This window comes from Streptomyces sp. LBL (assembly GCF_029893585.1).
Classification (GTDB): Bacteria; Actinomycetota; Actinomycetes; order Streptomycetales; family Streptomycetaceae; genus Streptomyces.
Genome location: NZ_JARXYX010000007.1, coordinates 296,533 through 310,440 on the forward strand (window position 1 = coordinate 296,533; position 13,908 = coordinate 310,440).

The following is a 13,908-nucleotide window of genomic DNA, read 5'->3' on the forward strand; positions in this document are numbered from 1 at the left end:
CAAGATCCTCACTCTCCTCTCCGAGCACCGGTCGATCGGGAGTGTCTCCATGACCGACCTTGATCTGATGGTCAGGCAGGGGTGGCTCGAGCGGTTCAGCGAGTTGTTGACCACCGCTCCTGTCGACCCCGTCACAGCCAAGCGCGTTGGCCCGGAGGAGCCGGTGCCGTGGGACGGGACTGTGTACTACTTCCAAGTGCACGGCCTCCCCCGCCGCGCCGTCCTGTTCACGCACGCCGAGGAACCCGCGATCATGCGTGGTCCCGAGGCGGGCAAGTTCGTCCACCGCCGTCGGAGTTTCCGGAGGCTGGACCAGGAGGCGCGGAAGCTCGGCCAGAAGCTGGCGATCGTCCTCCCGTCCTGCTGGGCGGACGCGCGCGCGGAGGACGACGCCGGCATGAATGCCGGCAGTGACGCGCCGTACGTGTTCGACGTGCTCAGGTCGCTCTCCATGTCCCAAGGGGTCTCCAACGGGAGCGGTGGGCCGGTGTTCGCTCCCAACCGGCTGCACTACGTGCACTCTGACCAGGGCATCAACAGGCGGCATGGGATCTCCACCTCTGTGTCGGGTGTGAGGGGTGCGTGGGTGGAGCGGTGGCCGGAGCCGGAGGACACGGAACTCGACGCTCTGGCACGGATGGCCGAACTGCACACCGGCAGTGGGCCTGCCTCGGAGGCGACGCGTGAGACCACCCTGAGTCTGGTCCACGCGCTGCGTGAGACGTTCGGGGTGCGGGTCGAGAAGGACAAGGACGATCCTTCGGGTGACTATCAGCGGTTGCTGCGGGGGGTAGGTGCGCTGGAGAGGATGCGCCTGGCGGATCCGGAGCTGAGGGCGTTCGGCGGCCCGTTCACTCTGCATCTGCTGGCGCGTGTGACGCGCGGGCAGCTGGCCGGGGCGGGCAGCGTCAAGCCGCTGACGGAGGCTGTGGAGGCTGACGATGTCCGGTCGGTGTTGTACGCGGCCGAGGGTGTGGCCGCGGCGGGTGCGGCGGACAGGACGAAGCTGCGTGACTTCGTTTCCATGCCTACGGTGGACCGGGCCGTGGAGCTGTTCGACGGGCTCGGCAAGGGCGAGGCCGGGGCGAAGATCCGGGACGTGCTGTGGGGTGTGAAGCCCGACCGGATCGGCGCCGAGGAGCACGCCAAGCTGTTCTGGGGCTCGATCATGGCCTTGGAGGCACTGGGGGAGGTCGCGGATCTCAGGGCGCTCGCGGACAAGGTTCTGCACCGGGATTCCGCCCAGGTGCCGGCCCCGGATCCGGTACAGGGTCTGACCGTGGACTCGCCGTTGTTGTGGCTGGTGGCGGGGGCCGCGGTCTCCGGGTTCGACCCGCGCGATCCGTCGGAGCTCGCCGCCTACGACCTGGCACTCAAGGGCGCACTGGACCAGGACACGTTGCTCACATGGCCCAAATCCGGCCCTCCGCAGGGGCGCAACTGGAGCGGCCGGGCGATCACCAGGCCGATCCTCACGAGCCAGTACCTGATGTCGGAGCACGGCACCATCGCCAAGGCGCAGCCTCGCTCTCTGCCGTGGGTCCCTAAGAATGTCGATCCGGGTAAGCTCCCGCCGCCGCCCGTCAATCCCTTCTTCCTGGACCTGGGAGCCAGCCACGACGGACGCGTGGACATGCGGCTGCCACGCGGCACGGTCCCCGGTGTGCCGTCCGACGAGATCGCCGCGCTGCTCAAGCACGACCGGGAACTGAACGGGCTCCAACTGTCCGAGCCCATTGCTCTGCTGGGGACCCATACGGGAGCTTGGAGGACTGATCTGGCCGGCGCCATCGCCGCCCGGTCCGGCACGGCCCGGGACGTGTACACCCCCGCCCTGGGGGCTGAGCCGGTGCTCGATCCGAATTTCAACATCACAGTCCTCGTGATGACCGGGAAGCCGTCGGACCACGCCCCGGCGACGGACTGGCTCCGGAACGAACCTCCGCCTCTGGCGGATACCGCGGCACCCGCGCCCGAGCCCGTCCCTGCCCCCGTCACCGAGGCCGCCCCCGTCACCGCGGCCGCGTCGTCCTACGCGAGTGAATCCGAGGCCGACGGTGACGGCGTGGCCGACAGCCACAGCGATGATGACGGCGAATGGGCCGCCACCGCCGACCCCGGCGGCTCCTTCCACGACAGCGACAGCGACACCGACAGCGACACCGAGAGTGATGACTACGAGAGCGACGTCGCGGAGAGCAGCGAGGAGAGCGAGGACAGTGACGACAGTGACGACAGTGACGACAGTGACGACAGTGACGACAGCGACGACAGCGACGCGTCCGCCATCATCTCTCCCGATACGCCGCTGCCCCCCGCGTTCACCAGGCTTCCCTTCGCAGGCGGCTTCGGAGCCCTGACCACGGGTCAGGCCGCCGAGGTCGCCGGACTGGCCCGTCAGGTCGCACGGGCGGGGGTGCTCAGCTCCCTGGCGGGCCTCGCGCCCTTCCACGCGCCGATAGCTGTCAGGATCACCGGATACGGCGACAGTGCTGGGGTGATGCCGGGCCTGCCACAGGCCGAGGCCGTCGAGGCCGCCTTCCGTCAGCATCTGGAGGAGGCGCTGGAGTACCTGGACGCGGACGACCTGATGGCGAGCTCCTTCGACATCACTGTCGACGACCGGGGTCCGAACGCCGCCGGTGGGGGGGTGCCGGACGGGCAGGTGACGGTCGAGGTGGGGTTGCCGCCCCACATGGAGGCCCTCTCCACACTGGATCGGCTCAGTCCGCGGTTCGCGGGCGGAGTATCGGGTTCGGTCCGCGTCGCGTTCGATCCGGAGTCGCTGGTGAACCGGATCCTGCACAGGTCCGAGACCGCCACCGTCGACGAGAACGACCGGGCCGAGCTGTACCAGCTGGTGACTGACGCGATCAGGGACGGGCGGGCGACGAACCTGGCCGCGTTGGGCGCGTATCACATGCAACAGCTGGGTTTGCTGGGTGACGGGACGCGTATCAACGCGTCCGGTGGGCGGGTGACGGGGCGTGACTTCAGGGGCACGGGCACGCCGGTCACGGATGTGGAGACGGCGACCTTCGCCGAGACGAAGGACGGCCAGTTCGTGTCTGCCCCCGAGGCGCCGTGGCGGGTGCCCGGGGAGTTGGCGTCGGGACCGTTGTTCCTGGTGGTGGCCAAGGGTGGCCACGATCATGTGATGGTGCCGGGGCCGGGCGGTACGACGATCCATGCGTCGCTGGAGGAGTTCGCCGAACTGCTGGCGATGGATCCGGATCTGGCCAAGCTGGGTCCGGAAGTGCCTGTCCTGTTGGTGGTGCCGAACGGTGGTGACCAGGGACGGGAGATGCCGGACCTGGCCTCGGCCCGTTCGGGGAAGAAGGTGTGGTCGCACAGCGGTACCGTCGACCTGCTGCCCACGAACCCGGCGAAGCCCCCTACGGATCCGGCGCATCACAAATCCGTCATCGCGATGTCCGACCGTCGTTCGGAGGACCTGCCACGCGGGACCTGGATGGTCAGTTTCCCCGACGATCTGGGGCCGTTCCTGACGGCGTCCGGCGAGATTCCGGAGGAGATGGCCGGCGGCGAGGTGGCCGTGATAGACGGCCGGCGTGTTCCGGACCGGCAGATCAAGATCTCCACCATCGTCTCCGGGTACCGGTCCATCGGAAGCGTCTCCATGACGAACCGTGACCTGAAAGACAGGGAGTATTGGCTCAGGCGATTCGACGAGTTGTTGACCAATGCCCACGTCGATCCCGTCACCCATGAGCAGGTCGGTGCGGTGGAGCCGGTGCCGTGGGGCGGCCGAATAGTGTACCACTTCCTCGTACACGGCAATCCCGGCCGTGTCGGCCTGCATACGCGCGACGAAAAGGTCGCGATCACGCGTGGTCGCGAGGGGGGCGGGTTCATCGCGCGCCGTCGAAGTTTCAAGAGGCTGGACCGGGAGGCGCGGAAGCTCGGCCAGAAGCTGGCGATCGTCATGACGTCCTGTTGGGCGGACACGGTCGCGAAGGGCGACGCGGATGTGCACGCCGGCAGTGACTCCCCGTACGTCTTCGACGTACTCAGGACGGTCTCCATGTCTCAGGCGACTTCCAACGGGAGCGGTGGGCCGGTGTTCGCGCCCAACCGGCTGCACTACCTGAACACCGCCCCGGACGGCACACCGCTGAACGAGCTCCCCACCTCGGCGTCGGGTGTGAAGGGTGCGTGGGTGGAGCGGTGGCCGGAGCCGGAGGACACGGAACTCGACGCTCTGGCGCGGACGACCGAACTGCACACGGACCCCTGGCCTGCCTCGGAGGTGACGCTGGAGGCCACGCTGGGGCTGGTGCGTGCGCTGCGTGAGACGTTCGGGGTGGGGGTCGAGAAGGACAAGGACGATCCTTCGGGTGACTATCAGCGGTTGCTGCGGGGGATCGTCGCGCTGGAGAGGATGCGCCGGGCGGATCCGGAGCTGCGGGCGCTCGGCGGCCCGTTCACTTTGCATCTGCTGGACCGTGTCACGCGCGGGCATCTGGCCGGGGCGGGCAGCGTCAAGCCGCTGACGGAGGCCGTGGAGGCTGACGATGTCCGGTCGGTGTTGTACGCGGCCGAGGGCGTGGCCGCGGCGGGTGCGGCGGACAGGACGAAGCTGCGTGACTTCGTGTCGCTGCCCACCCTGGACCGGGCCGTGGAGCTGTTCGACGGGCTCGGCAAGGGCGAGGCCGGGGCGAAGATCCGGGACGTGCTGTGGGGTGTGAAGCCCGACCGGATCGGTGCGGAGGAGCACGCCAAGCTGTTCTGGGGTTCGATCATGGCCCTGGAGGCGCTGGGGGAGGTCGCGGATCTCAAGGCGCTCGCGGACAAGGTTCTGCATCGGGCTCCGGCTCAGGTGCCGGCCCCGGATCCGGTGGAGAGGCTGAGCGCGGACTCGCCGCTGTTGTGGCTGGTGGCGGGGGCCGCGGTCTCCGGGTTCGACCCGCGCGATCCGGCGCAGCTCGCCGCCTACGACCTGGCACTCAAGGGCGCACTGGACCACGACACGCTGATCCGGCCCACCGCCAACCTGATGCAGGGGCGCAACTGGAGCGGCAAGACGCTCACGCGTCCGATCGTGACGGACCATTACCTGATGTCCGAGGACGGCACCCTCGCGCAGGGGCAGGAGCGCGACCTACCCCGGACTCCGCCGACCAACTCTCCCTCCACCAGGCTTTTCTTCCTCGAGCTGGGGGGAAGTCACGACGGACGCGTGGACATGCGACTGCCACGCGCCACGGTCCCGGGCGTGCCGGCCGACGAGATCGCCGCGCTGTCCAGGTTCGATCCGGCGCTGAACGGGCTCCCACTGACCGTTCCCCTCGTCCTTCTGGGGACCCATACGGGAGTCCGGAGGACCGCACTGGCCGAAGCCCTCGCCGCCCGGTCGGGAACGGCTCGGACCACGTACACCCCGGCCCGGGGCGCTGAGCCGGTGCTCGATCCCGCAGAGAACACGATGGTCACCGTCATGACCGGGAAGCCGTCGGACCACACTCCGGAGACGGACTGGCTCCGGAGCCGGCCTCCGCGTCTGGCGGATGCCGCGACAGCCGCGTCGGCTCCCGCCATCGCGCCCATCGCCACCCATCTGCCCCCGCCACCGGCCACGGGCGGGCAGTCGTCGGCGTCGGCGTCGGCGTCGGCGAGTTCCGCGGCGAGTGGGCCGGCGAACCTCCCGCCCGCCGCGCTGGCGGATCTGGCGTCTCGTTTGCCGAAGATGTCGTCGGGTGAGCGGGCGTGGGCGCTGGACGAGCTGTCGCCGGCGGATCGTGAGGACTTGGCGTCGGACCCGGTGGCGGTGGACGCGTTGCGCAGGGCGCTTTCGGCGTCGGAGTTCGCTTCGGTGGCGGCGGCGTTGATGGTGCAGATACCCGTGGGCGTGGACCGGCAGGCGCTGGCGGGGTATCAGGCGCGGACGCAGATCGCGCGGATGCTGCGGGATCCCGAGGTCGCGGTGAAGCTGCTGAAGGACGGCAAGCGTGTCGTGATCGTGCCCAAGGACGTCTCGATGACGACGCTGCGGCCGTGGCTTGGCATCGCGGGGAAGAAGATCTCTGCGTTGGACCATCGTGTCTGGGACGTTGTGCGGGGGGTGGGAGGCAACCAGACGGGGGTCACGGAGGAGAATCTCCTCGGTGACCTGACGAGTGTGCCGGGCGCGGAGACTTATGCGGATGGTTACTCCACGACCACGCACGAGTTCGCGCACACGATCCATCTGCACGCGCTGAGCGACGCCGATCGGCGAGTCATCTCGAACGCGTACGCGGCCAAGCGGGCCCAGGGAAGAAACGGGAAGTGGTCGGACGGGCCGATGGTCAACAGCGCCGGCCAGCAGACCTCCAACTACGGCTCCTTGAACGAGTACGAGTACTTCGCGCAGGTCGTCAACACCTACCTCGGCACGAACGGCGGGCTGGACCCGTACACGGGCCAGAAGCGGCGTAACACGGCGCACTGGGTGCGGAACAACGAGAAGGCGCTGCTGCCGATCCTCAGGCGGCTGTTCGGTCCCGATCCGGAGGCCGCGTCCTCGCACGTGAATCCGGTGGCGGACATCGACATGTACGACGGTTACCAGGCGTTCTGGAACCAGGTGGAGACCGTCTACCATCCGGAGCCCCCTGTTCCCGCCCCTCCGCCGTCCGAGCAGTCCGCTGTTCCCGCACCCCCGCCGCCCAAGTCCAAGCGGTCCACCAGAGCCAAACTCAAGAAGCTGTTGAACATCGGCAGCGGCGTCTTCCACGCGCCGCCGCCTGCCGGTGACAGCCATCGGAGCCGCGCCAGTCTGTCCGACGGGCGCCCCGCCATACCGGTGGAGCCGGCCGACCTCTACCGGCTGCGCTACCAGCACGAGGCCGAGGCGTACGAGCGCAGGCTCGGTGACTACCTCTCGGAGCATCCGGAGGTCATCGCGCAGATGGCCGCGTTCGCCCGTGTCGTCTGGGACAAGACGCCCGCATGGATGCGGGGCATGCTCGGCACCGATCAGATCATCGTGGCCGGTGCGGTCGGGAATGATCTACAGGCACTGGAGGAGGTCGTCCAGCACGGCAACTTCCGCGAACAGTCGACTGTCGTGTGGAACGCGCTGCGATTCAACGTCTTCCACTACTTGCTGCAGACACCGACCACCCACCCGCCGCGGATCAAGGAGGAGCACCGCTGGCGTGGCCTTCCGCCCGACCGGGTTTCGCCGCGCTCCCCGCAGTACGCCCGTCCTCCCCTCAGCCCCGCCGAGAGAGTCTTCTCCTCGGGCGGCACCACCTGGAAGTCGGGCGAGGAACTGTCCAGCATCGCGCACCGTCTGCGCGAGGAGACCCCGGGGAGCCCACAGACACTGGAGCTCTCTCCGCACGCGTCGGCACAGCGCACCGGCGGACTGATCATGACCGGCGCATCCGGTACCGCCTACGCCCTGCTCAACGCCGCCGAGGGCGCCAACCGGCGCTGGGAAGCGAACTTGGACCTGCGGTGGATACGTCTGGGAATCGTCGGCATGATGCTGTCCAACCGTGACCACACGCTCCACGAACTCCTTTCGGTGACAGAGCTGTGGGCCAAGGACGACGCTCACCCCGACCGCCGCGAGCTGGGCTTCGACTACGTCGACAACTGGGCCCGTTACAGCCGCCTGTCGCCGCTGCCGGAGCAGGAGCTGCGGGAACGCGTCGCCGTCGGCGGGCGGTTCCCCGACGAGCGGGTCCTGGAGTTCTACACGGACGCGGAGCCGGAGCCCTGGTCGGAATCCGCCGTTCCGCGGCTGTCTCAGTTGCTGTCCGAGGATTCGTGGTGGCGTCTGTTCATCGACGCCAACGTGCACGACGACGCCTTCCGGAGAACCCCCGGCGACCCGGGGGCCGTGCTGGACATCCGCAAGTATCCCGGCTACCGGCAGAGCATGACCGCGGCGTACCGGGAGGTACTCGACGGCGGGCGCATCGGGCGGGACTGGTCGCGTATCGACGCCGACGCGTACGAGGAACTGCACAACATGGCCACGCGGCATCTCGTGGCGGGTGCCGGGCAGAACGTGGCGACGACGTGGTCGGGCGACGCTCGTGGCAGGACCACGAGGCGCGATACCGGCTCCGACGCTCTGGCCTCGGACATCAAGGACGAGGTGCTGCTCGGCCGCCGACTGGTGTATTCCCTCAGCGAGGGACCGCTGAAGCCGGGGGAACCGAAGCCTCTGGTGATCTTCCACCATCAGCAGCGTGGCGGTCAGATCGCCATCGCCTACGCTCCTGAAGAGACGCGTGAGCTGGTGCAGGCCGCGCTGGACCGTTACTACGACGAGGTGGCGGTAGCGGTCGGGCCCGAGGACAAGCTCCGGGCCATCGCCCGGGTGACCCGGGCCCTGCAGATCCTTCAGTCGTTCACGGACGCCAACAGCCGGGTCAATGTGCATGTACTGATGCAAAAATTCCTGCTGGAGCAGGGATTCCGTCCGTCGGTGCTGCTGAACTCGCGCTCGCTCTTCCTCGGCGGGTTCACGGTGCAGGAGATCGCCGAGGCTCTCAAGGAAGGCATGGAGCGGTTCGACCGGCATGTCCGCTCGGCGCGGTGGGACGGGTTCAGCCGGCCTCAGGGGCCGCGGGACCCCGAGCAGGTGGACCAACTGGCCGCGGCCTTCGGACTGACCGAGGGCACCGCGGAGGAACGTCTTCAGCAGGTGACCGACACGGTATGGACGGACCGGGCGCTGTTCGGCTCCGAGTCGCAGGGGCCCGAGAGCGCGGATCTGGCGCGGATGGCCGCGATCCGGTCGCTGACCGGTCAGGTGCTGACCAGTCGGATCCGAAAAGACTTCCCGGGCCGCACCGCCGCCCAGGCGATCACCGACTACGCCCGGGAGGTGTTCGAGCTCCCTTCGGTGGACGAGGTGAGCATTGATCACCTCGGTGCGCTGGCCGACGCCGCCACGCGGGCGTCCGCCCTGGGCCGGCCGCTGGACGTCGGCGTACTGCGCTCCCTGGCCACCGCGCCGCCGGTGGATGCGAAGTCCGGGCCGCACGACAAGTCGTCCGGCCGCTCGCGCTCCGCGTCGCCGGGCGTGGAGCCGTCCTGGGACGCGCTGGTCTACGAAGCCCCGTCCGATGACAGGAAGCCGCTGGAATTCCTGGTGTCGGACCTGGCCGAGACCGGCCGGGTGCGCGATGCCGATGAGCTGGGTGAGGCGCTGATCCCCTCCCTCGCCGCGGAGTCGGTGGGAGGCTTCCGGATCGTGCTGCGGGCCGGTGCCCGGTCGCTGGGCAGTGATCCGACCGGCTTGGTCTCCCAACTGGCGGACGAGATGTCGGCGCCGGTGGATCTGCTGCTGGCCGGTGGCAACGGCACCGTACGGCTGCTGCGGTTCGACGACCGCGGCGGACACGAGGACCTCGGCCGGGTGGATGCGGAGTCCGGGCCGGGCGTGGAGCCGTCCTGGGACGCGCTGGTCTACGAGGCCCCGTCCGATGGCAGGAAGCCGCTGGAATTCCTGGTGTCGGACCTGGCCGAGACCGGCCGGGTGCGCGATGCCGATGAGCTGGGTGAGGCGCTGATCCCCTCCCTCGCCGCGGAGTCGGTGGGAGGCTTCCGGATCGTGCTGCGGGCCGGTGCCCGGTCGCTGGGCAGTGATCCGGCCGACTTGGTCTCCCAACTGGCGGACGAGATGTCGGCGCCGGTGGATCTGCTGCTGGCCGGCGCCGACGGCACCGTACGGCTGCTGCGGTTCGACGACCGCGGCGGACACGAGGACCTCGGCCCGCTCCCCGCCACGAGCGCCCCGGCTCAGCTGCCTTCCCACCTGCCGCCGCCACCGGCCGGGCCGCACGACGAGGCGACCGCGCGGCTGACGGTCCCGGAAGGGCCTGTCCGGCTGCCTACGCCGGCGAACTCGCGAAGTATGCGTAACGCCGGGAGTGAGCGCGACGACGCCGAAGAGACAGGTGAGGTCGAGCGCTCCGCCTCCGGCCTGACCAGGCATCTGATGACCGACGACTACGACGTCATCGACACCAGCGACGACGGTGTGCTCTTCCGCCATCCGGGCGACGAGTACTTCAAGGAGGTCAATCCGCTCGGTGGAAGGGATCGCCGACAGCTCAAGCTGCTGCTGCCGGGCCAGGACTACGTGGAGATTCCCACCGACGCACGGCCCCCGCTGCGCATCTCCGAGGACCGGACTCTGGCCATCTATTCCCGTGGCGAGGACGCCTCTGCCGCGCAACAGGTCTACGCGACACGGAAGGTCATCGAGGATTCGTCCGTGCGGCTGGCGGCCTCGGGAAGTTACCTTCGGCTGAAGCCGGATGAGTCCGTCGCCATCATCCCGCGCAGAGCGGATGGCACCCGTGGTGAGCCCTTGTTCAAGGTCGAGCCGGAATTCCTGACCCGTGACGGTCGGCCGGGGGAGGAGAACTGCCGCGACTTCGCGCGCATGCTGTCGGGTGACCGCTCCGTCTCCCACCTGGTGTTCGGCGACCGCGCCCGGAAATCGGTGTTCACGGCTCCGGCCAATGCTCTGGACGTCTGGGAGGTAACCGGTACACATCATCTGGCGCAGGGGCTCGGCGAGGTGGCGGACGGGACTCTCCGACCGGAGGAGGTGACCCCGCGATGGGCGTCGGCGCGGGCGCATGCGGACGACCGGCCCATGGGGGGCGCGGACGGTCCGCTGCCGGGCGAGACCTACGGCAGCGCGCTGAGCCATGAGCGGAAGGACCATCCGCCACGGGAACTGGTGAGGCAGGCGGCTGAGCGGATCGGTGTCAACGAGTACGCGTGGGCTGAGGTCGGCGAGGGATATGTGACCCAGTCGATCAGCTCCGTCGACGAACAGGGCAATCCGGTCCGGGACCGAAACTTCGCCAAACCCGGTGATCAGGCGAGCGTCATCTTCGGCTACCACTTCGCGAAGGTCGTGATGGCCAGCGAGGACGGCACGCACCAGATCACGATGGAGAATTACTCACGCAAGGGATTCATGCGTGATCTGCTGTCCCAGACCGTCGAAGCCAACCTGGACCGCGACACCGACGGACGTCTGCGGAGGCTGGAAGAGGAGCTTCGCCGCGAGCTCGACGCGGCCCGGCGGCATGGGGCGGCTGAGGAAGAAGTCACCGTCCTGCACGATGATTTGCGGGCGGTGGAGGCGCTGACCGCCGCCGCTCGGGCGGACGCCGTGAGCCGGAATGCCACGCCGGGCACCGCGGCGCACACCGAGGCCCAGGAGAATCTGAAGCAGGCCAAGACGCGTGCCCAGATCGCTGTCAGGCGCATCGCCGACCTGATCAAGGGCGATGACCAGTGGTACTTCAACATGCTCAGCCGACGCCCCGGCGAGACCATGCACGAGACCAATGCCGCCCTGCTGTCGACAGGCGAGGCCTTGAAGCCCAACCCGCTCACCGCCGTGGTGCTCCACGGACACAGGGCGAAGCCGCAGACCGTCACGTTCACCGGGGATTCGCACACGGTGGACGCCCACCAGAAGAAGTTCCTCATCCCCGATCTGACCCGAACCCTGGCCAGGATGGGGATGTGGAGCGCCGATCAGGGCCTGCACCTGCCGGACATCACGGTCACCTGGCACCGCGGCAGCGACCCTGGCCCGCGGCAACGCAGGTCGAAGGAGATCGGGCGGATACGGGCCAAGGAAGTCGAGCGGGAGCTGCTGGACAGCCTGCAGGAACAACTGGACGAGTTCCAGGGAGGCGTGGACGGAAACCGTCTCACCGCGGACCAGTTCCGCATCGCCGTAGTGGGCGGACGGGCACGTGGTGGCGTCGGACCCGCGACCGAACGTGACGTGACCATCACGGTCGATGACCACCGCGCTGTTCCGAAGGAGGCCCCTTCAGCTCCGAAGGAGGCCCCTTCCGCGGCTCTCCCCGACCGGACGCGATCCACGCACCGGAGGGGCGCGTCGGGGTCGGCGTCCGCGCCTGCCTCCGGGGCCGGGGCGGAGCCGGGGTCGGCGTCCGCGTCCGGGGCCACGGTCCGGCCGGGGTCCGGGGCGGCACCGTCCACTGCTCAGGACGAGGGGATCAGGACCACCCACGTCACCTTCTCGGAGGGCGCCTCGGCTCTTGACGAACGTCAGAGTGACCGCCTCGTCGATCTGGCGGACCGGTTGACCGAGATCGGCCTGCTGGACGAGCTGGCCGGGGTCATCCGCCTCAAGGTGGCCGTTACCGGGCACAGCGGTATCGCGGCGTCCGCGAGGGACCGGGCCGGCCGGGGAGTCTCCGACCGGGCTCACGGGCGGGCGAAGACCGTCGCCGACGCGCTCCGGGACAACATGCGAAGGTCCCTGCGCCGGACCGGTCGGGACGAGCCGTCCATCGCCGGGCTGGTCGACGTGAGTGACTTCGAGATCAAGGCGAACGTACGGGACGGGCAGAGCGGCGACGGGGACCGGCGGGAGCAGCGGCGGCGGGTGACGGTCGAGGTCACGCGGTCGCGTTTCTCGGAGGCTGTGGAGCGGCTGGACGCGCTGCGCAGGGCGGACTCCGATCCGGCGGTGAGTGGGGGGTTGTTCGCCCCGGAGCCGTTGGTGCGTCGCGTCCTGCATCTGGGTGCGGATGATCATGTGGGGAGTGGGCAGCGGCGGGAGCTGTACGCGCTGGTGAATGAGGCGATGGCGGCCGGTCGGGCGAACAGCCTGACGGAGCTGGGCGTTTACCACCTGGCGAAGCATGGTGCGCATTCCTCGGGCAACAGGATCACTTCGCCGAGTGGCAGGCGTGTGGGCCGTGATCTGACGGGGAAGCCGGTTTCGAAGCTGGAGACGCGTTCGTACACCCTCCAGGCGGAGGGTGGTCCTCCGGGCCGGCCCATCGACGGGCTCTGGCATCGCAAGGCCGGGGCGAAGCCTCCGTATGTGGTGGTGGCCGAGGGTGGTCATGATCATGTGATGGTGTCGTTGTCGGGTGGCTCTCCCCGGCGGGTGCCGATGGATGAGTTCATCGGGTTGTTGGCGCTGGATCCGGATCTGGCGGGTCTTCCCGCCGATGTTCCGGTGGTGCTGGTGATTCCGGGTGCGGGTGCCCAGGGTCTGGAACTGCCGCGCGGGGCCGCCGCGAAGTTGGGCAAAACGGTGTGGGCGCACAGCGGCGCTGTGGGGACGCAGACCGACCCGAAGACCGGCCTGAGCCAGATCGTGGTGACCGACCCGCGGAAATCCCGTAAGCCGCTGGGGGACTGGTTCCCCGGGCGTCCGGGTGATCTGCGGCCGGAGGACCTGGAGGCCGCGAAGGACGGCTTCCTCCGCACGACCGACGGGACGCTCATCCCGGACAGCTCGATCAAGACGGCGACCCTGGCGCTCGACGGAGACACCCACGGCCGCGGCATCTTCACCGACGAGGACATGTATGTGCGGGAAGGCGGCTACAAGAACCTTCCCCGCGTGGACAAGTACTTCACATACGATCCCATCACCGGCGCGCAGGAAGGCGGCGCGCAGGATGTGCCGTGGGCCGGGCTGAAGGCGTACTTCTCGGCCGGGCACGCGTTGCCCAAGCGGTTCACCGTCGAGGATGTCGATGGCAGGCGCTGGAGGGTGGACGGCGATGAGTACGGGCGCTATCTGACACGGCGCCCCAGTGTGCGGCGGCTTGCCCCCGAAGATGTGATCGTGGGCATGTCGTGCTTTGCCGACGCGGTCGCGGACGGTTTCCCGGATGCCGGCGACCTCGGCCGTGACACCTCCGCCTTCGATCCGCTGGACACTGTCTCCGCCGCTCAGCTGGTCGCCAACCAGACCGGGCACACGTACTTCGCGGCGGACCGGACCTCCGGTTTCCATCCCGCCAGGAACGCCCACTTCATCACCACCGATCCGACGCTCCGTCCGCGTAGGTGGCGTGAGGTGCGGCCGGAGCCGTACGGGGCGGAGCTGGACCGGCTGGCGCGCATCGCCGGTCTGCA

General features: G+C 69.0%; 1 protein-coding gene (only partly in view). It reads left to right on the top strand.

Annotated elements, in window-relative coordinates; genetic code table 11:
• Positions 1–13,908 carry part of the coding region annotated (locus M2271_RS11420; RefSeq protein ID WP_280887025.1) for a lonely Cys domain-containing protein on the top strand (this coding region is incomplete at its 3' end). The annotated region extends 17,600 nt beyond the left edge of the window, so 13,908 of the 31,508 annotated nt are shown.